The sequence below is a fragment of the Streptomyces sp. 4F14 genome, from assembly GCF_048159485.1.
Classification (GTDB): Bacteria; Actinomycetota; Actinomycetes; order Streptomycetales; family Streptomycetaceae; genus Streptomyces.
The window spans coordinates 74817-94072 of sequence record NZ_JBLRVY010000016.1 but is presented as its reverse complement, the minus strand read 5'-3'; the positions used below and the strand labels follow the sequence as shown (position 1 = coordinate 94072).

Below are 19256 nucleotides of genomic sequence, written 5' to 3'. Positions count from 1 at the left end.
GGAGGCGGTACAACAATGAGCGATGTCCACGCCGACGACCAGGGCTATCCCCACGAACGTGTCGCGAGAGCGATCCGGGAACGCATCGCGTCGGGGACGTGGCCGCCGGGACACCGGTTGCCGTCGCGGCAGGCGCTCGCCCGTGAACTGCTGGACGGGGACGGAGGCGAGAACGCCGTCCGTCGCGCGCAGGAGACGCTGATCGGGCAAGGGGTACTGGAGGCACGCACGGGCTCGGGAACATACGTGAGCCGCCCCAGGCACCGGCGCGTGCTCAGAGCGCCCTGGTACGGACTCCTCCCGGAGGGGGTCGACGGAACATGGACGACGCTGAGCACACCGCAGGCCCCGGCGCCGGAGCCGGTCGCGGGACGGCTGGGCATCGCCGAAGGCGCGCTGTGCGTACGCACCGAGTACACCGTCCACGTCGAGGGCGGGAGCCCGCTGCTGGCGGTGACGAGCTGGGAGCCGATGGCGCTCACCGGGACCAGCCCCGTCGTCCTGCCCGGACACGGCCCCTACGCCCACCGTACGGTCGCCGAGAGGATGGCCCAGGCGGGTCTTCACGTGACGGCCGTGACGGAAACACTCACCCCCGTGGTTCTCGACCGCATGCAGGCACAGCGCGTGTCCGCTCCGGCCGGTTCGGCGGCGACCGTGATCGCCCGCACCCACGTCACCGGCGACGGACGGGCGGTCGAGACAGCCGACATCCTGGTACCGGCACACCACTGGGAACTCTCCTACCACCACCCCGTCTCCTCCGGCCCTCCGGAGAGCTAGGACACGCTCCAGGCCGCCGATCACCCGAATGCAACGCAGGGGTGGACCCGCTGTACCGGCGGTGGCGTCGCCTTGACCATCCATTACGGTGTCCGTCCGGCGGGCTGGCCTGTCCTCGATCGCCCTTCCGGCGCTTCATCGGGGTGAGCGTGTACGGTCAGCACGGTCGCCTCGGGGCCGGTCACATGGAAGATCGCCTTCGTGCTGCTCTCCTCGGCGGGCTGCTGTTCACTCATCGCTGTGGCCCGAAGTCGATGCAGGCCAGGGCCTTGTCGTCGGCGATCTTGTAGCGGGGGTGCTTGATCCCGTCCGCGTCGTTGCGCTCGTAGGCGTCGATGGTCTCGACCACCTGCTGCGGCCCGAGGGTGGTGCAGGCGTCGGCGAATGCCTCCCACGTCCACAGCCCGTAGGGCTCGATGCCGGCGAGGGCGCCGTCCGTCATCACCCACATGCGCTTGATGTCCGAGACGGGCCAGGAGCGCACCACGGCCTGGTGGGCGGCCTGAGGGGTGGCTTCGGCCACCCAGTACGTCAGCGGGTCGCCCGGCCGGTTGATGTGCTGCATCTGGTGATCCCGCAGCCGCCGCACCACCTGGCGGTGTCCGGAGGAACGGAACCCCTGCCCGGCGTGCAACTGGTCGAACATCACCGGCCGGTCGGGCGAGAGACGGACGAGGGCTTCGAGGCGTTCGTCGCGCAGCACGTCGAAGCCATCGTGCTGTTCGACGGCGACGGGTGTGTCGCAGAGCACGAGCGCGTCGACCATGTGGTCGTGGGGCCGGTGGCGCACGATCGCCACAGTGGCCGCCGGCGAGGCGCCCGGAACGAGGTCGTGTTCGCCGGCCACCGTGGTGAGGGCCTCGTGGAGGGTGTCGCGCAGGTCGAGGTGTCGGGCGCGCTCGTGGACGGAGAGGATCTCCTCGCCGAGGGTCTGGGCGTACCAGGCGCCGCGAGGGGTTTCATCGGTGAGGGTGGAGACGCCGTCGAGGACGACCACCAGGGTGGAGTCCGTGTTGACGAGGATGCGGTCCTCCGACGGGCGGCCACCGCCGGAAAGCTCACCGGTCGTTATCTGCACAGGTCTGCCTTTCGTCGTCTTCGTGCTGGGAGTGGAGGCATTGGCGCGCATGGTGCGGCCGATGAGCAAGGGCGCTACGACTGCGCGCCGGCCCTGCCGAGGTGCGGTTCTCAGGCCGCGGGCAGGTACGCGGTGCAGGACCCTCTGGACGGCCGGGGAGCAGGACGCGGACCGCTTCCTCGCGCGGCAGCGCAAGGAGAAAGGTCCGGCCAAGGGCACGGTGTACGCCGCGTCCAACCGGATCGCGCAGTTCTACGACTTCCTCGCCGAGCGGTACCAGGGCGATGTCCTGGCGCTGTTGGGCATGGCTGTCCAGCAGCCGGTCGACGACTCAACCGGCTGGCGAAGCCCGACTTCGCCGCAGGCGGGGTTCCGCCGACGGAGCTGGATGTCGACGGCCCGTCGGCCTGCCTCACCCCTGGCCTCCGGGACCAACGTCCGCGACTCGGACAATCCTGGACGGGTCGATCTCGCAGATCACCGGCAGGTGGTCTGCGGCCCTCTTCGCGGCCGGGCTCGTGTGTGTGCGGTAGCTGACCAGTGCCGGTACGACGGGCCGGGTGGCGTACACCAGGTCGATACGGCGCGCACCCCACGGGTCGGGATCACCCTGCCCGTCCGCCCAGTGCCCGGCCGTCGCCTGCCACGGCACGCCGAGGTGGGAGGCGGCGTCGACCATGTACCCGCGCCGCAGGAGCGCCTCGGTCTGGCGGCGGTCGGCCAGTTGCGTGGTGCCGATCGTCCCCTCCACCAGCTGGTACTCCAGGTCGTCGTGGTCCTGATCGAGGTAGGGCTCTGCGTCGTAGTACTGCTCGCCGTCCGGCCCGGGGACGGTCGCGGCGGACAAGGCGTTGAAGTCCCCCAGCAGCAGGCCGGGCTTGGGGCTGCCGGTCTGCCGGAAGACGCTCTTCAACCGCAGTGCCTCGTTGGCGCGGAAGTCCGGGCGGAACGGGTCACCGTGGTACGAACCAATCACGATCGGCTCGTCGGACCCGAGGTCGAACTGCATGGTTGTGAGGCCGTGCCAGAAATCGGGTGCGCCGTACGGGCGGTATCCACCGGGGACCGGTGTGACGGTGTCGGGGCGCCACAGGATCGCCGTGTACCAGCCGCGAGCGTGGTTGTTGGCCATTGCGGTGGGGCCCGGAGTGCCGTCGGTGCGTATCGTGGTCGCGTTCAGTCCGGTGTCGGCGGCGAGTTGCTGGATGACCGCCGACGCGTCGGCTCCCCACACGTCGACTGGTTGGGTTTCGTCGACGATTACCTCCTGGAGCGTCAGGATGTCCGGGGCGATCTCACCGATGGTGGTGACACGCGCTTCCCAGGACGCGGTGCCGATCGTTCGCTTGCTGAGCTTGTACGTGTTGAGGTTCGCCAGCTTTGTTGTCATGTCCTAATGCCCTTGAATTGTCAGGAATCTACGGTTACTTGAGGCGGTGGAGCGCCCCTGCTACGGACGACGCCGGGCACGGATGAGTTGCTGGACGACCATGACGTTTGTGTCGGGGTGTGGGAACAGGTCGATGGCCTCGACGCAGAAGCCGGACTCGGTGAGCAGGTCCTCCCACAGGCGGGGGGCCAGGACCCACATCAGTGTTGGCAGGGGCGGGTCGTCGCGCAGCAGGATCATTTGCTCGCGCGGTGTCACCTGGGTGGACGGGCCGCGGCCGTGCAGGTCGGTGTGCAAGAGCGAGAGGACCAGCGGGGCGCCGGGACGCAGGCCGTCGCGCAGCGCGGGCAGTGCGTGGTGCGGGTCGATGTAGGCGAGCGTCCCGATCGCGTACGCGACCTCGAACGGCTCGGCACTGGCCAGGTAGCTGATCATGTCGGCGTGGACGAACTCCACGCCCTCCGTGTCCGCGTGGGTGCGGACGGCGCGTTCGTGCTGGGTTGGGGAGAGTTCGATGGCGGTGACGTAGGCGCCGTGTGCCCGGGCGAGATGGACGGCGTGGTGGCCGGCTCCGGAGCCGATGTCCAGGACACGGCGGCCGGTGACGGCGCCGAGGATTTCTGCTCCCGGTCCGGTCCCTTCCCAGGGGGTCCAGTTGATTCGGTCGGGGACGGGCGGGGTGTAGGCGTGGTCGAGTTGGCGTCGGCCGTAGATCTGCCAGGCCCGGTTGTTGGTGGTCTCCTCGGCGGACACGGTTGCCTCATGGGTTTTCGTATGGATAGGGGTGCTGGGCGTCAGGGGTGCGTGGCGGTAGGGAAGAGGGGTATGGGCAGACGTACGGTGAGAACTATGGCCAGATCTCGTGTGAGGGGAACTGGGCCGAAAGTCGGGCACGTTTCGTCTGTCAGCGCGCGGCGAGTTCCGGTCTGGCTGCGACGGTGTCTCGCAGGAAGCTGAGTTTGGAGTAGTAGGTGTGGTGTGTTGCCCAGCCGTGTTCGGCGAGGTAGGTGCGGAGCCACGCGTTGATACGGTCCATCTCGTGGATGATCTCGTTCTCGTCGTGGCCGAGCACGCCTCGTGATCGTCGGTATTCCAACTCGCATTGCGACAGCGTGACTTCGGGTGCGGACACAAGGGATGAGCGGTCGAAGAAGACGCCGAACACGTGCCCGGTGCGCATGGATTCACACTGGACGTCGTAGCGGACGCGCTGGAAGGGTGGCAGGGGGTGAACACGTAGGCCGAGTTGTGTGCTCAGATACTCCTCGAATCCGTCTGGGGAGACGTCGATGCCGGAGCGGAGTGCTTCGCGGCGGGCGAAGGCGTCTCGGGTGAACCACTTCCGTTTCAGGACGTATCCCGCGGAGACAGTCGGGATGAAGGAGGCGTAGCCTGCCTCTTCTTCGGGGCCGGTGACCTCGAAGAGGTGGTTCTCGGTGTAGTGGATCTCGAACTCCCCCCTGTACTCCGGCCGACAGCCTTCCAGTTGCCCGTCGCGCAGGGTTTTGAGGAGTTCGACCGACGCGGCCCAGATGTCCGGAGCTGGGGCGAGGGTGTACTTGTATTCGAGTTCGGTTCCGGCGAAGTAGGTGCGGAAGTAACGCAGATGGTTGTTGAGGGCCCTGCTCGATTCGGCGTGCGCGGACAGTACCGGGTCCAGCCAATTCAGGGTGTCGACCGGACCGTGGCCGACGGGTTCGCGTGTCGTACGCAGGAAGCAGGCGTCCTCGGGGTGGAACCGGATCTGCGCGTAGGCGTGATAGCCGCCGTTCGGGTGTTCTTCGAGGTAGCACAGAGGGACGAGTGACAGAGCCGCGCTGGTGCCGACCAGGGCTCGCAGGGCGGTTCCTGCGATGGCGTCGGGGAAGAGGTCGCAGCCCTCGACCATGGCTTTGGCGGGCTGGTCGCAGCCCGTGCGATGGGCGGTGGCCGGGCATGCTCCCAGAGTGTCCCATCGAATGACGACGGTGGTGCTCGGTGAGTAGATCGCTTGGGGGATCACACGGATCAGGACGATGGGTTCGTCCTGGCGGCGGAGAGCGGTCTGGTTGAGGAGGTGGATTCCGCCGAGGACCAACCAGGCCCCCGTCGTCCTGTTCTCACGGGTCATGGGTGTTCCCTTCTTCGGGCTGCCGTCGGGGAGCCCGCCGTCCGACAAGGCACAGCCAGAGGTTTTTCGTGCGGTCGGCGTGGCGTGGCGTAGGGCGGGGTGCGTTTAGGGTGTGGCGGGTGAGTCGTGGTGAAGTGGGACAGGCGTTTGTGGACGAGGCTGAGACGGATGCCCGTCTCGCCGCGCTGGAGTTCGACGGTGCGCGGGCATGGCTGGACGAGGCTCGGTGTCGTCCGATGGAGCCGCTGGCAGCGGAGGTGTGGGTCACTGATCCTGGCTTCACGCACGTGCTGCTGGTCAGGCACCGGGTCCGAGGGTGGGTTCCCCCGGGAGGCAAGGTCGAGCCGGGTGAGTCTCCTCGGGCGGCGGCGATGCGTGAGCTCTTCGAAGAGACCGGTGTGCGTGCGGAGTTGATGGCTGAGCCTGCGGCGGTGGCGGTGCGTTCCTACCGGGCTGACTGGTCCGCGACGCTGGGCCTGTCGTACGCGGCGGTCGTCGGCCGTGAGGTTCCGCTCGGAGGGGAGCCCGGTCAGCCGGTGGCGTGGTTCGGACTGGACGAGACGTGGGAGAGCGTCTTTCCCGAGGACCGTGACCGTATCCGTGCCCATGTCCGGCGACTGGCGGAGGGACGAACCGTCGGGGCCGGCTGACGCTCCGTTCCGGTCGGCGGTCACAGGAGGGCGCCGATCTGCATGAGGATGTCCGGGGGCAGGCTAATGATCTGGAGGGTGTGTAGGAAGCGGCACCACACCGGTTCCAGACCCGGTGTCTGAGTGAACTCCGTGTCGCTCAGGTGTCCTTGGGCGTAGGCGGCGGTGCGCAGTGCGCACCGCTGGAGCTGGTCAGGGTGGAGCCAGCGGGGCGCGCGGACTTCTCGGGGCGAGGGGCGCAGGGCTCCGGTGACCTGGGCCTGGAAGACCTGCCACTGGTGTCCGACGGGCCCGGTGGGCGTGCGGGGGCAGGGGTTGGGCTGCCACTGTTCCAGCAGGAGGTCCAGGTGGGTGACGGTGAGACCGACTTCTTCGCGGACCTCGTCGCGGGCGGCCTGTTCGGGGGTGCCGTGCTGGTCGAGGTGACCGGCGACCGGTGCGAGGCCCGTTGGCGGCCTGACCCGCTCGAACACCAGGAACTGCCCGTTGGGAGAGGAGATCAGTACTCCGACTGCGGCGTGGTCGCAGTGCTTTCCGAGGGCGGGGGAGGTCATGAAGTGCGGGGCGGGCGGTGGGCGACGACGACGAGCCAGCTGGTGACCGTCGGGGTCTCGGGGGTGGTCAGGGCGTAGGCCGCGTCGAGGATCTCCATGCGCTGGGCGTGGGTGAAGTCGCCTTCGGGGCGGGCGAAGACGGGGACGGAGAGCCACGCCTTCTTCTCGGCCATGGTGCTGTGCTGGGCGGTGACCTCGGTGTCCAGGACGCTCAGCCCGGCGGCGGCCAGCTGCCCGGTGACCGTGGCGAGCGGCAGCTTCGGGAGCTGGCCCGCGACGGCGGGTGGGGGTGTGTATCCGTGGTCGCGGGCCGCGACTTGACGGATGAGGGTGTTCAACGACGGTCCTTCGGGAGCGAGTTGTGCGTCGGGGTGGCGTACGCCGGCGAAGCCGCCGCCGATGTTGAAGGCGAACAGTCCGCCGGGGCGCAGCACGTGAGCGACAGCGTTGAAGATCCGCAGGGTGTCGGTTTTCCAGATCGCCGAGTTGCACACGACCGCGTCGGCACCGCCCGAAGGGATGTGGTCGTCAAGCTGTTCGGCGGGTGCGGTCACCCAGGAGAGCCGGGGGTCGGTCAGGGTGCGCCGGCCGACGCGCTGCATGGCAGCGGCGTTGTCCACGGACACGACGCGCGCGCGTGCGGGGACGAGGTCGAGGATCGCGCGGGCGGTCGCGCCGGCGCCACCGCACAGGTCGACGACCAGGCGGGCGTCGTCGAGGCGGGCGCGGCGGGCGAGGTCGCGGCTGGTGATGTCGTACATGGGGTGGGCGCGGGTGAAGGCGGCGTACGCCTCGGCGTTGGTGTCCTCGTCCCAGCCGAGGACGGCGTCCTGGGGTGTCATGGGTGGGGTCTCGATTCAGCGGTCGGGCCCGGCGTCGGGTGCCGGGCGTTGGGGTTGGAGGTCAGAACAGCGCGGACTGCACGGCGGCGGGCGGGGAGGAGAATCCGGTTCCGAGGGTGATCCGGCGGCCTTTGAGGACGCCGAGGTCCAAGACGTAGCGCAGGCCGCCGGCCTCACCGGATGCTGAGAGGACCTGGGAGCCGGAGCAGGCGAGCACAGTGAGGCCGTGCTCGCCTTCGCGCGGATCGTGCGGATACAGGGCCCGCTCGGTGTCCGGGGCACGCAGCAGGTCGCTTTCTGCGGGCGGTGCCCAGGGCTGCGCGCAGACGGCGACGTCGAGGGCGGCGAGGGTTTCGATCGCGCGGGCGAGGGCGTGTTCGTGGGCGGAGTACGCGGGGTCGGTGGTGCGGAGTTCGGCGAGGGCCTTGAGCTTGGCTGCGGCACGCACCGTCTGTTGCAGGCCGAGGCGCCGGGTGAGGGCGTCTTCGGCGAAGCGGACCGCCCGGCCGTCTGGTGTCCGGGCGAGGTAGGTGGCGACCAGGGGGCCCTGCTCGTCGAGGCGGGAGCGTTTGCGGGGTTCGGCTGCGGTGCCGACCTTGGTGGTGCCGTCGGCGAACGTCGCCAGGTACAGCCAGTGGGGCTGGGCCATGTAGACGGCGAGCGTCTCGGGGACGTGACCGCCGGAGTGGAACTGGTGGGCGAAGCGGAATTCGTCCTGGGCCGTGCAGGCGGGACACTGGCCGCCTGCCTCGGCCGGGGCCCGGCCGAGGCAGGCGACGGGTTCGACGCGGACGCGGTCGGCGAACCGATAGCGGCCGGTGCACCACCGGCCGCCGTCGTGGACCTGCCAGCCCAGGCGGCGGCCCATGACCGTGGCGCGGACGAGGGGTCCGCCGGGCAGGGGGGCGAGCAGGACACAGGGCTGCCCGCTCGCCCAGGTGATGCCGTGGCAGATGTACGTTCCACCGGTGGGCAGGGCCTGGTCCATGGTGAGCTTCCTCGTCGGTCGGGTGGTGACGGTCAGACAGTCAGGTTCAGCCGGTCGGCCAGCGCGCCGAGAGCGGCCTTGAGGACCTGGTCGCGGTCCAGGCCCGAGACGTCCAGCGGCAGCCAGACGCCGTTCTGGCCCGCGTGCTCGCGTATCTGCGCGAGGACGGTGTCCTGGTAGCGGATGAAGTCCTCGCCGCTGTCGCCGGAGTGTCCGCTCTCCACGGAGGTGAACGCCCCTTTGCGGGCGAGGGCTTCGCGGGCGCCGATGTCGAGGAAGTACACCAGGTCCGGTTCGGTGAGGTGGGCGAAGACCTGCTCGGTGAGCCGGCGGGAGACAGCGGGGTTGACGGCGTACCGGGCGAGGATCTTGTGGTGCGAATTGTCGAGGACCACGTGGGTGCCGGACCGGCGCGCGGGCTGGATCACGAGCCGGTCCTGGAGGGTGTACCAGGTGGCCAGGGCAAGCAGCCAGTAGTGGTCGCCGCACGCCTGGGCGACGGCGGCGTCGCGCCGGTAGACCAGGTGGTTGAGCTGGTCGAGATAGGCGGACAGCTCTGTGTCCATGGGGAGATGGGTGCTGTGCTTGCCGACGAGGATCGCGTCGTGGCCGGCGTCGGTGAGGGCCTGGTGCAGGCGGGTGGCGAGGGTGGACTTGCCGGCTCCGTCGCCTCCGGTGAAGGCGATGACCCGTCCGGGCGCGGTGGTTGTCATCGTGTTCCTCCGAGGGGGATGCCGGTGCTGGCGGTCAGACGGCCGGTGATGATGGTGCGGATGCGGTCGACCAGGACGGCACGGCGGCGCAGGACGTCGCTGTGCCGCTCATTGGACAGGTCGGCGGGGTAGTGCGCGGTGAGGTTGTTGGAAATGACGTGGAGGTAGCCGAAACTGATCCCCGCCCGGCGGGCCGCTGCTCCCATGGGACCGATCTCCGGGTCGACGAAGGCGTACGAGGAGGTGTGCCGGGCCAGCCAGTCGCGGTTCTCCAGCAGGATCGACGGCGAGGAGACGTGCAGCCCGGTGCGCACGCCCTCGTGGGTGGTCGCGTAGTCGCCGAAGAAGTCGTCCCAGGTGACCAGGGCGCCGCCGAGGAGGCTCGTGTCGCCGGTGGCCAGCCAGGTGTTCGGTTCGACGCCGGGCGTCAGCGAGCCGACCTTGCCGACGTAGACGACGCTGCGCGCGCCGAGTGCGGCCAGGCGTTCCACCATCCGGCCGGCGACGTCGCCCCAGATGCTGTGGAGGAACCCGAGGTAGACGACGCGGTGACCGGCGATCGTAGATCGCTGCCACGCGTAGCCCGGTCCGCGGGTCCACACTCCGTCGGCGGGGGCGAGGTGCTGAAGCCCCCAGCCGACGATGACGAGGTCGGCGTCGAGGTCGGCGTCGAGCGCGTCACAGGCCGTGCGGCACTCCTCCTGGCCGGGCGGCTGGTAGGTGACGATGTCGGCCGGGCGGCCCGTCATGGCCAGGAACGTGGAGATGATCAGCGCGTAGTGCTGGACGTAGTCGGCGCCGGGGAACGCTCTGACGGTCAGGGCGCGGCCGTCGGCCGTGGCGGTGGGCCGCTCGCTGTTGAACAGCTTTCCTGACTTCTCGTGCCGGGAGACCACCGCGGCACGGTCGTAGTCTCCGACGACCCGGATCGTCTCCCAGTCCTGCTCCTGGATGAGGTCGTGGACCTTGATCTGGAGGTAGCGCAGCAGGCTCTCGCGGCTCATGGTGTGCCCGTCGGGGTCGACGGCCGGCGCGCGCAGCAGCCCCGGGGCGGGTTCGGCGACCAGAGTCATCGGCGCTCCTTGGCTGGCGTGTCCGTGCTGCCGGCCGCCGCGTCGACGACCGCGATGTTCTGCCGGATCAGACCGAACCGGTCCGGGGAGATGGGGCCGAGGGCCTCGATCCGCGGGGTGGACGGTTTCTCGTACGGGCCGTCGGGGAGCAGGGCGATGCCCATCGCGCCGAGAATGACCGGCGCCGCGCCGTCCACGGAGGAGATCCACTCGTGCTCGCGCTGCTCGACGAGTTCGAGGTGTCCGGTGCGGCCGAGCCCCAGCAACCGGTAGACGATCCGGTCGTCGACCATGCCATGCTCCTCCAGATGGGCGGTCGCCGCCCAGCGCGTGCGGCACAACTGCCGGGCGGGGTCGGGCCGGCGGGAGGCCGGGAAAGCGATGGCGCCGACCCAGCCGCCGGTCACGAAGGCGTCGTAGGTGCGCAGCCATTCCTCGTCGTCGGCGGCGTGAAGGACCGCGCACAGCCGGAAGGCGTCACCGGCCAGCTCCTGGATCTCCCGCGCGGCCTGCTCGCTCGCCTTCAGTGTCGCTTCGCCGTCGCGCATGACGTCCGGCAGGACGATCTCCCGCGCCGCTACGGCGGTTGCCGCCGCGACCAGGTCGGGTACCGGCAGGGCGCGGCCGAGGTCGAAGAGCCCGTTGTCGACGATGATTTCCGCTCCGCGCTCGGACTCGCGGGCGAAGAAGCCACGGTAGGAGTCGTCGGACAGTACGCGCTGGGCGGCCACGTGATGGACTCGGGCCGGGTCCCGGACGGCGAAGTCCTCCAGGTGGGCGGCCGGGGCGATGACGGAGAAGTCGATGCTCTTGGCCATCACGCTGCTCCCCGCGGGGCGGCGAGGGTGAGGAACTGCTGGGCGAGCACCGGATCGGTGAGGAAGCGGCCTTCGCTGTGCACCGTCGTGGTGACGGCGTCCGCCATCCTCACCCCGCGCATGCTCATGCACAGGTGGACGCCGCGCACGGAGACAGCGATGTCCTCGCTGCCGGCCGCGCCGCTGAGCCGTTCGGCGACCTGGCGGGTGAAACGCTCCTGGACCTGGAGCCGGCCCGCGACGTGTGTGGCGATCCGCCCGAACTTCGACAGTCCCAGTACCTCACCCCGGGGGACGTAGCCCGCGGTGACCGTCAGACGCATCGGCAGCAGGTGATGCTCGCACAGGGACCACACGTTCATGCCGCCCACCACGACCAGTTGGCCGCTCTGCAGGGGTTCGGCGAAGCACGTCGCGCTCACGGCGCCGTCCGGCGCGAGGAACTCGTTCCACCAGGCGGCGACCCGCCGGGGTGTGTCGGCCAGTCCATCCCGGGAGGGGTCCTCGCCGAGTTCCACCAGAAGCTGGGTGACCAGATCGGCGACCCGGCCGGTGTCGATGCGAGGTACGGGCACGGCGGGCGCGGTCACGGCGTCGCCGACCGGCGTGGTCAGGCCGACAGTGGTGCTCGTCATGGGCGTCTTCTCACTTTCGGATCGTCAGGGAAACGCAAGGGCGGGCTCACGGTCATCGGCCGCGCGTGCCGGCGAAGGCGAGCACGTGCAGCCGGGTGGTGAAGTGCCAGTGCCGGGCCGCGACCGCGTCCGCGAGGTCGCGGGTCGCCGCGAGCACCGCGTCGGCGGTGGTTCCTTCCGGCATCACCCACACCGGCGAAAGCCGGTGGACGGCGGCCAGTTCACCGATCCGGTCGAGGTCGGCGGGACGGGTGGCGACGAACTTGAACACCGCTCTTCCGGACACCGCGAACGCCTTCAGCGCGGAGGGCACGATGCTCTTGCTCTCGTCCTGCCCGAAACTGCGGATCTTCGGGGAGACGTTGAACCGGACCCCGTCCACGAGCAGAGCCGGGTCGGGTACGAGGGTGCCGTTCGTCTCGAACTCGATCCGCTTCCCGGCGGCCAGCAGCTCCCGGACAAGCGGGACCAGCCGCTGCTGCTGCAGAAGCGGCTCGCCGCCGGTGACCACCACCAGCTCCACCGGCGACGACGCGGCCCACGCCACCAGGTCCGCCACGGACAGCTTCGTGGACTCCTCGCGCGGGTCGAACTGCGTCCAGTCCCAGGTGTACTTCGTGTCGCACCGCGAGCAGGTGAGGTTGCACCGCGACAGCCGGATGAACAGGGCAGGATGCCCGAGGCTGGGCCCTTCACCCTGGAAAGTCGCGGTCTCGACCCCGAAACGCTCGGCGACGATCAGGCCCGTCGACAGCCCGGCCACAGGCGCGGCGGGCACGGTCACTGCCCGTTCACCGCCTCTTCGACGTCGAACCGGGCCCAGCTACGCCGGGTCTCGCGGACCAGGACCGCCGCCAGCCGGCCCGGAATGGACGGCTGGACGTTGTCGATGAACCAGCCGGCCAGGAACCGCGCCAGGTTCTCCGAGGTCGGCTCGACGGGAAGGACCTCGTGGAGGTTGCGGTGGTCGAAGGCGGAGTCCAGGAACGCCTTGAACGGAGCGAGCGCACCGAAGTCGGTGACGAAACCCGGCTCCGCCAGGGACGACGCGGTCAGGACCACCTCGACCTCGTAGCTGTGACCGTGCTGACGGGCACACTGATGCCCCGGCGGCAGTCCGCAGAGCTGGTGACCGGCCTCGAAGTCGAACCTCTTGCCGATGGTGAAGGTGCCGGTCGGCACCGAGACGGAAAGCAAATCCATGACTGCTCCTCAGAAGTCGAGAGCGGGCCAGGTCAGGCCCTGGGGGAGTCCAAGTTCCTCGGCGGAAAGGTGAGTTCAGATCCGGCGGACTGCGGCCCGGGGGTCTGTCCCGACACGGGGACACCGGATCGGAGGTGGGGGAGGGCAGGGCCCTGCGGACGCCTGCTCCCACCGTGCATCCGCACCTGACCCACCGTCATTGCCGGTGTCGTGTAGGAACATTGACGGTGCTGCGCAATATCCGTCCGGTGTCCGCGTGGACCGGGGCGGCCCAGGCGCACAGCCGAACAGCGAAGGGGCGGGGGATGGGCGGAGTTTCCCGGAGTCGGCGTGCCGAGATCCAGCGCGAGGCGTCCCGGATCCGCGCCCGGTGCCAGCGCGACGGACACACACACGAACGGATCGTCGCCACCTTGTGCTCCGCGCTGCCCGAACTCACCGCGCTGGAGGCGTGGCGTCTGGCACTGGGATGGTCGAGAGCCCAGGCGATCCGCGAAGTCGCCGCCGCCTACCGGGAAGACGGCCTGCTGCCACCCGGTCTGACACCGGCCATGCTCTGCCGTTACGAACACGGGCAGGATGCTCCCGGCGACGAGTACCGGCTGATGATCTCCCGCGCCTACGGCGCCCGCCCCGACCAACTCGGCCTGGCGACACACTGTCTGTGGTGCAGCACCTGCGCGTCCCCACCACCACTCCACTACGGTCGGCACCAGAACGAGGAAACGAGTACAGGGCGAGAGGGAACCATGACGACCGACAGCGGACTGCCCGCCATCCGCGAATCCGTCCAGTGGGCTGTCCTGGATGCACCCGGCGGCTCCCCGGCCCTGGCTGCCCTGGCCGAGGCCGCCGTGGAGCACTACGCCCTCAACTACAGCAAGCACCCGCCCGCTGTCCTCCTGAACGAGGTCCGCGGAACCCGCCAGGTCCTCGCCACTGCAGTGGCCACGGCGGACCAGCCAACCGCACTGGAACTGCGCCGTCAGGTGGGCTGGCTGTCCGCGCTCCTGGGCAACCTCTCGTACCACCTCGACGACCGCAGCGGTGCCCGTGCCCACCTCACCCTCGCCAGCGCCTTCGGTGAATCCACCCGCGAACCGGCGCTCACCTCCTGGGCCAGCGGGGCACTCTCCATGGTCGCCATCGCCCGCGAGGACTGGAGTCACGCCCGCGAGCACGCCGAGTACGGCCTCGGGCACGCACCCCCGGGACTGCGCCGCGCCCAACTCCTCGGCTGGGCCCTCCTGCCCACCCTCGCCGCACTCAAGCGCGTGCCGGAGGCCGACGACGTCGTCGCCGAGAGCGACGAGATCATGAGAACCGCTACAGAGCTGCCCGGCCGCTTCGGCTACGACCGCGCCGAACACCGCCTGCACGTCGCCGAGGCCCACCTCACCCTCGAACGGTACGACCGGGCCGCCGACGTCGCCCACGAGTCCATCGCCGCCGCCCCGCCCGAGACCCCCGGCTGGGCGGCGGCCACCCTCGTCCTCGCCCTCGCCGAAGCCCGCGACGCCCCCGACCAGGCAGCCACCCGCGCCCTGGGCGTCCTCGACTGCATCCCGCCGGGACGGCTGCGCGCCACCGCCCGCACCCGCCTGGCCCGCCTCGACCGCCTCCTCGGCGACTCGGCCGCTCCTGCGGCGACCGAACTCGCCGAACGCCTGCGTGCCCTCCCCGCACCGATCCGTACCGACGGAACCGCCGCCTAGCCGCTGCGGCGCGCCGCGACGCCCGATGCCTGCGGGAAGTCTGTGTATGCCGGCGCCCGGCCGCGAGTTCCTGTTCAAAGCTGTGCCCCGTTCGACAAACGGGTCAGGACGCGGTGTGCGGTATGAGCGGACGGGTTGTTGTGCCGGAGGGCGAGCTGGGTGGCGCAGTGGAGCGTGACGAGGGAGACGAGTGTGTGGCGTTCGCGGGTACTGAGCCGGCGGCCGTATCCCTGGAAGAAGGCGGTTCGCAGGTGGTCGCGAGTGATCCAGCGGGAGGCGATGTGGGTGAAGTCGTACACGGCGGGGGCGAAGCGGCTGGCGCTGAAGTCGGTCAGGGCGAGTTGGCGGGTGGTCGTGGACCGTGTCCAGGACTCTTCGCGGAAGTTGCCGTGGGTGAAGCTGATTTCTTCGGCTTCCGCTTCACGGAGGTGCGCGATGTGTGCTGAGGCGAAGTCGCGTTCGTCCGGGGACAGGGGCGAGGGCTGCATCAGGGTGAGGATGCGGTCGGCGCGGTCGGCTGTGTGGCGCAGGGCTGTCCGGGCGGTGGCCAGGGCGTGGGGCGGGGGCTGGAGGGCTTGGTGGAGGGAGGCGAGGAGGGTGCCGGCGCTGCGGTAGGTGTGGATGTAGGTGCCGGGGAGCAGCCGGGTGCGGGTGACGGGGATGCCGGGGAGGGCTGTGGTGATGAGGGTGAGGCGGGGGTGGGAGGCGGCGACGAGACGGGGGACGCCGGCGGGGTCGAGGGCGCCCAGGACGCGGGAGTGGGCGTAGATTTCCCGGCGGAAGGAGCGGGGGCTCGTCGCATGTTTGACGATGTATCGGCGGCCGTCGGGTCGGACGGCGTGCCAGGAGTAGTGGTCGAGCACGGGCTGCAGCTCGACGGGGCCCAGGACGCTCTCGATCCAGGTCTCCAGCGGGGGCAGGGGCGATGACGGGATGATCGCTGGCTGTACGGAGCGGGTCATCACGCTCATTCCCCCGCTTCTGTCAGGAGAGGGATGAACTCGGTGTCGTAGGCGGCGAGCTGTTGCCGGGGGTCGGTGCAGGAGCCGAAGCGGTGGGCTTGCCGGGTCAGGGAGAACAGCAGGTTCTCCGTGATGGCAAGGATGCGGTCGAAGGATGTGTGGGGCAGGGGAGTGGTCATGTGGCGGACACCTGTGCCGCGGTGTGCGGATGAGTGAGAAGACAGGAGATGGCGGTGGACCCGGCAAGTGCCGGCTGTTCGCCTTTCCAGACTCTTCCATTGGTCCGGAAAGGGTTTTTCTGCTCACTTCTTCGTTTCTGGGAAATCCATGCCTAGGGCCAGAAGCTGCTGGTATCGTTCTGCTTTGAGTTTCCCTTGGCGGTATTTCTGGACGCAGGTGTTCAGCCAGCTGCGAGGGCGCAACAGGATGGGCTTTTCGACGACGCAGCTACTCGGGATGTTCAGGTGGCCGTACTGGTCTTTGAATTCGGTCACGAATTTGATGTGCAGGTCCCAGCGGTATTGCAGTGAATCCCAGATGAAGCCGATACGGTTCAGGCTTTCGTGCTGTTCTGGGGTGAGTCGATCCGGGTGTGAGCGAAATTTTGATACCTGTTGGCCTATGTTTCGACCGCGAAGGGTGTATGTCTGAGGTATGTCCAGATGGCTGTTCCAGATCATGAATTCGCGGCAGTCTGAAATGAACTGGTTCCAGATGTATTCTGCACGGTCCCAGATGAATCCCTCTTCGTCCAGGGCTGCGATTTTTATGCTTGAGACCTGGCCGAGTGGGCGGGAGGTGCGCAGGCTGGCGCATATTTGACCGAGAGTGTACTCTCGGTCGCCTCTCCTGACTTTATATGATTTCGGCACGTCCAGGTGGCCGTACTCTTTCTTGAATTCTCTCAGTTCGCGGATCAGTTCCTGAAGTTTTTGGTCGAGGACTGACCATGTCATTCCGAGGGCTTCCCATTCCTCGATCTGGGAAGTCGAGAGTTTGTTCAGCTTGTACAGCTTGCGCAGGTAGGAGATGAAGCGGCCCAGGCCCAGTCCGGTGGGGGTGCGGTAGTCCTCGTGGACGAGGAGGTCTCCGTGTTCGGTCCGGTAGATCTCGGCGGCCTGGAGGTATTCGGACCATATGCTGGTGGTCGCTCGTACGGTCCGTACTGTGATGGCGGCTGCGAAGTCCGCAGGGACAGGAATGCCGCTGAAGGAGAGCCAGTCGGGCAGTTCGCCCTCGGTGCTGTCGCCGAGCCGGACTCTTCCGGTGGCGGTAGGGGCAGCGAGGGAGCGGCGGGCTGTTTCGAGTTGGCGGTGGAGTGTCTCGTCGTGCGAGGCGAGGGCCCGCACGGTCTGCCAGACCGGGCCGAAGGGAGTGGAGTTCAGCGCGGTTTCGGGGTCTTGGTCTTCTTGGAGGAAGACCGGGACCATGACGGTCGCGGTCTTGGGCCGGCTGCGGTCGCTGAGCCGCATGGCACGGCCGGTGCCCTGGATGGTGTCGATCGTGCTGCGGGGGGCGAGGAAGGCGACGGCGTCCACAGCGGGGACGTCGACTCCTTCCGACAGGACGCGAGCGTTGGAGACGACGACCAGGCCGTCCTCCTGCCCGGCGAGCCTGTCCAACGCCCGTCGTCGCTGGGCGACGGTCTGGCGGCCGTGGACGTGTTCGGCGATCAGAGAGACGGGACGCTGGTCGGCAGGCAGAAGAGAGTGAGCGTGAGGCAGCAGGGTGGCGAACCATTTCGCTTCGGCGATGCTGCCGTGGTAGGTGATCATGCGCCGGATGCCGTGTTCGTGTGCGGCGCGCAGCACGGCGAGCTGTTTGGCGAGCATGGGGGCGGAGATGCCGGTTCTTCCGACACGCAGGAAGGCGCTGTCCTGGCCGAGGAGCTGATGGGCCTCGCTGCTGGTGACGACGGGGACCACGAGGCGGTAGCGGGCCAGCAGGCCGAGGTCGATGGCGCTCGCGAAGGGCAGCCGGAAAGCGATCGGCCCGTAAAGACGTTCGTCCGTCATGCTGATGACACTGTCGCCTTCTCCGTCGAGGATGCGGGGAGTGGCGGTGAGATACAGACGGCGACGTGCCGTGATGATGTTGTCGTAGTGAATGGCTGACCAGGCTTTTCCTGCGGCTCCCGCACTGCGGTGAGCCTCATCGATCACAGCGATGTCCGGCGCTCTCATTCCGTGGCGCGACTGGGCCTCGGCCAGAATGTGGAGACTGGCGTAGGTGCAGGCGACAGTCAGCGGTCCGGAGCCGGCGGTGAGGCCGGCAAGCTCGGCGGCATCACCGGCGACCCGGGTATCAGCGGAGGTGAGTTCGTCCTGGAGTCCCGTGCGCCGGGCGGAGAGGACCTCATGGTCCGAGCACACCGCGACGATCTTCCCCAGTCGGCGTCGGCCGAGCTGCTGAGCCCATTCCGTCATTGTCTGCCGGACCAGCTCCAGGGTGGGAACGACCACCAGACGGTATCGGGAACCGGCCTCGGCGATACGCCCGGCGACTTCTGCGCCTACTCGGGTCTTGCCTGTTCCGCATGCCATCACGGCCGTCGCCCGGCTGGAGTCGGTCAGGCTCTTTAACAGGGCTTCCACCGCTTCCTGCTGGTGAGGAAACAGAGGCGGAGGGGTGAGCTGGTCCACTGTCGTTCGGTTCCTTGTTTGAGCGTCAGACGAAATAGAGGGGGAAGGGGGCGTTCTTCGGCGGGAATACCGCATCAGTGGTTTGGGCAGGCAGGGCATGGCGAGCGCAGCGAAGGGGTTGGCCCGCGCCCGCGCAGGGATAGCTCTTGCGGCGGGGCCGGTCAGGCGGCGGTGAGGACGGCGTCCAGGACGACGGGCTTGTGGTCGGAGACCCGGCCGGTGTCGTGGGTGCGGTAGGCGTGGACGGTGAGGTTGTGGACGAGGGCGTGGTCGAGGCGCATGGGGGTGGGCTCGTTCGCGTAGTAGTGGCCCACCGTTGCGGTCCGGGGCTGACCGGTGAGGGTTTCCGGGTTCTGCCAGCCGGAGTTCAGCAGGACCTGGAAGGCGCGGGTGTCGGCGTTTCCGAAGGCGCCGTCGGCCTGCATGAGGCGGTAGCGGGGCTGGAGATTGGGGGGAACGTCGGCCCAGTCGATGGCGTCGTCGGGGTGGGGGCAGTTGAGGTCGCCCAGGAGCAGGGCCCGGTCGGGTTCGCCGGGGAAAGGGCCGGCGTAGTCGGTCATCCATCCGGCTTCGGCGAGGCGGGTTGCGCCGTCGGTCCAGCTCAGGTGGGTGGCCAGGACGTTGAAGTCGCCGCTGCCGTCGGACGGGGCGCCGTGAGGACGTAACCGGGCCTTGATCAGGGCGTGGTGGAAGATCTCGGCGCCGCGCAGCCGGACCTCGACCAGGAAGAACCGGGCGGGGTTGTGCAGGAGCATCGTGTAGTTGCGGCCGTCGCCGACCCGGGAGGACGCCATCTTGGTGACGGTCAGGCCGAGTTCGGCCGCGACCATCTCGGCGCGGTCCTTCTCGTCCCAGCGGGTGCATTCCTGGAGCGCGAGGATGTCAGGCCCGAGTTCGGCGAGGTACCCGACCTGGGCGTCGAGCCGTACCTCGCCGGCTCCGTCGAGCCCGCCGTTGAGCAGGTTCCAGCTGACCGCGCGGAACAGGAGGCCGGCCGGGGACAGCGAGGCGGAATCAGAGGGCGCGGTGGGCGAGGTGAGAGTGCTGCCGGGCGCGGTGGTCTTGGTGTTCATGGCCTGTCCGGGAAGGGAGGAAGCGGG

At 69.0% G+C, this 19256-nt stretch carries 20 protein-coding genes; 3 read left to right on the top strand and 17 right to left on the bottom strand.

Annotated elements, in window-relative coordinates; translation table 11 throughout:
• Nucleotides 1–15: 15 nt before the first annotated feature.
• A complete protein-coding gene (locus ACLZOT_RS26900) occupies nucleotides 16–783 on the top strand; it encodes a GntR family transcriptional regulator (protein WP_416971650.1) in 768 nt (255 codons plus the stop codon).
• Between the two features lie 232 nt (nucleotides 784–1015).
• On the opposite strand, the gene ACLZOT_RS26895 is transcribed toward ACLZOT_RS26900, so the two are convergent.
• The 4 genes from ACLZOT_RS26895 to ACLZOT_RS26880 all read right to left on the bottom strand — a co-directional run bounded on the left by ACLZOT_RS26895 (nucleotide 1016) and on the right by ACLZOT_RS26880 (nucleotide 5361).
• Nucleotides 1016–1861, bottom strand: coding sequence for a hypothetical protein (locus tag ACLZOT_RS26895; RefSeq protein ID WP_416971649.1), 846 nt, complete (start codon nucleotides 1859–1861; stop codon nucleotides 1016–1018).
• Between the two features lie 412 nt (nucleotides 1862–2273).
• Nucleotides 2274–3251 (bottom strand): endonuclease/exonuclease/phosphatase family protein, encoded by a 978-nt coding sequence (locus tag ACLZOT_RS26890; RefSeq protein ID WP_416971648.1) that lies wholly within the window; start codon nucleotides 3249–3251, stop codon nucleotides 2274–2276.
• Between the two features lie 60 nt (nucleotides 3252–3311).
• Complete coding sequence (locus ACLZOT_RS26885; protein ID WP_416971647.1) at nucleotides 3312–4004, bottom strand: class I SAM-dependent methyltransferase; 693 nt, start codon at nucleotides 4002–4004, stop codon at nucleotides 3312–3314.
• A 151-nt stretch (nucleotides 4005–4155) separates the two neighbouring features.
• Nucleotides 4156–5361, bottom strand: coding sequence for a hypothetical protein (locus ACLZOT_RS26880; protein ID WP_416971646.1), 1206 nt, complete (start codon nucleotides 5359–5361; stop codon nucleotides 4156–4158).
• 119 nt (nucleotides 5362–5480) lie between these two features.
• On the opposite strand from ACLZOT_RS26880, the gene ACLZOT_RS26875 reads away from it, so the two are divergent.
• Nucleotides 5481–6011: an NUDIX domain-containing protein gene (locus ACLZOT_RS26875; RefSeq protein WP_416971645.1), complete on the top strand. Its 531-nt coding sequence runs from the start codon at nucleotides 5481–5483 to the stop codon at nucleotides 6009–6011.
• Nucleotides 6012–6031: 20 nt separating this feature from the next.
• Here the strand turns inward: ACLZOT_RS26875 and ACLZOT_RS26870 are convergent, their stop codons facing one another.
• From ACLZOT_RS26870 to ACLZOT_RS26830, 9 genes are all read right to left on the bottom strand, one after another.
• Nucleotides 6032–6565 (bottom strand): NUDIX hydrolase, encoded by a 534-nt coding sequence (locus tag ACLZOT_RS26870; RefSeq protein WP_416971644.1) that lies wholly within the window; start codon nucleotides 6563–6565, stop codon nucleotides 6032–6034.
• Nucleotides 6562–7407: a class I SAM-dependent methyltransferase gene (locus ACLZOT_RS26865; RefSeq protein ID WP_416971643.1), complete on the bottom strand. Its 846-nt coding sequence runs from the start codon at nucleotides 7405–7407 to the stop codon at nucleotides 6562–6564. Before ACLZOT_RS26865 ends, ACLZOT_RS26870 begins: the two co-directional genes overlap by 4 nt.
• A gap of 61 nt (nucleotides 7408–7468) precedes the next feature.
• A complete protein-coding gene (locus ACLZOT_RS26860; RefSeq protein ID WP_416971642.1) occupies nucleotides 7469–8395 on the bottom strand; it encodes a DUF2797 domain-containing protein in 927 nt (308 codons plus the stop codon).
• A 32-nt stretch (nucleotides 8396–8427) separates the two neighbouring features.
• Nucleotides 8428–9108, bottom strand: coding sequence for a dTMP kinase (locus ACLZOT_RS26855; protein ID WP_416971641.1), 681 nt, complete (start codon nucleotides 9106–9108; stop codon nucleotides 8428–8430).
• A complete protein-coding gene (locus tag ACLZOT_RS26850; RefSeq protein WP_416971640.1) occupies nucleotides 9105–10181 on the bottom strand; it encodes a hypothetical protein in 1077 nt (358 codons plus the stop codon). Before ACLZOT_RS26850 ends, ACLZOT_RS26855 begins: the two co-directional genes overlap by 4 nt.
• Complete coding sequence (locus ACLZOT_RS26845) at nucleotides 10178–10999, bottom strand: hypothetical protein (RefSeq protein WP_416971639.1); 822 nt, start codon at nucleotides 10997–10999, stop codon at nucleotides 10178–10180. The genes ACLZOT_RS26850 and ACLZOT_RS26845 overlap by 4 nt, the downstream gene beginning before the upstream one ends.
• A complete protein-coding gene (gene folE / locus ACLZOT_RS26840; protein WP_416971638.1) occupies nucleotides 10999–11634 on the bottom strand; it encodes a GTP cyclohydrolase I in 636 nt (211 codons plus the stop codon). Before folE ends, ACLZOT_RS26845 begins: the two co-directional genes overlap by 1 nt.
• A gap of 52 nt (nucleotides 11635–11686) precedes the next feature.
• Nucleotides 11687–12418: a 7-carboxy-7-deazaguanine synthase QueE gene (locus ACLZOT_RS26835; RefSeq protein ID WP_416971637.1), complete on the bottom strand. Its 732-nt coding sequence runs from the start codon at nucleotides 12416–12418 to the stop codon at nucleotides 11687–11689.
• Nucleotides 12415–12837: a 6-pyruvoyl trahydropterin synthase family protein gene (locus ACLZOT_RS26830; RefSeq protein WP_416971636.1), complete on the bottom strand. Its 423-nt coding sequence runs from the start codon at nucleotides 12835–12837 to the stop codon at nucleotides 12415–12417. Before ACLZOT_RS26830 ends, ACLZOT_RS26835 begins: the two co-directional genes overlap by 4 nt.
• 305 nt (nucleotides 12838–13142) lie before the next feature.
• On the opposite strand from ACLZOT_RS26830, the gene ACLZOT_RS26825 reads away from it, so the two are divergent.
• The gene (locus ACLZOT_RS26825; protein ID WP_416971635.1) at nucleotides 13143–14552 is read left to right on the top strand and encodes a Twin-arginine translocation pathway signal; all 1410 of its coding nucleotides are present in this window, start codon (nucleotides 13143–13145) and stop codon (nucleotides 14550–14552) included.
• A gap of 74 nt (nucleotides 14553–14626) precedes the next feature.
• On the opposite strand, the gene ACLZOT_RS26820 is transcribed toward ACLZOT_RS26825, so the two are convergent.
• The 4 genes from ACLZOT_RS26820 to ACLZOT_RS26805 form a co-directional block, all read right to left on the bottom strand.
• Nucleotides 14627–15523: an aminoglycoside phosphotransferase family protein gene (locus ACLZOT_RS26820; protein ID WP_416971634.1), complete on the bottom strand. Its 897-nt coding sequence runs from the start codon at nucleotides 15521–15523 to the stop codon at nucleotides 14627–14629.
• The gene (locus ACLZOT_RS26815) at nucleotides 15520–15693 is read right to left on the bottom strand and encodes a hypothetical protein (RefSeq protein WP_416971633.1); all 174 of its coding nucleotides are present in this window, start codon (nucleotides 15691–15693) and stop codon (nucleotides 15520–15522) included. Before ACLZOT_RS26815 ends, ACLZOT_RS26820 begins: the two co-directional genes overlap by 4 nt.
• Before the next feature lie 123 nt (nucleotides 15694–15816).
• Nucleotides 15817–18156 (bottom strand): Helicase associated domain protein, encoded by a 2340-nt coding sequence (locus ACLZOT_RS26810; protein ID WP_416971632.1) that lies wholly within the window; start codon nucleotides 18154–18156, stop codon nucleotides 15817–15819.
• 161 nt (nucleotides 18157–18317) lie between these two features.
• Complete coding sequence (locus tag ACLZOT_RS26805) at nucleotides 18318–19229, bottom strand: endonuclease/exonuclease/phosphatase family protein (RefSeq protein WP_416971631.1); 912 nt, start codon at nucleotides 19227–19229, stop codon at nucleotides 18318–18320.
• Nucleotides 19230–19256 lie beyond the last annotated feature (27 nt).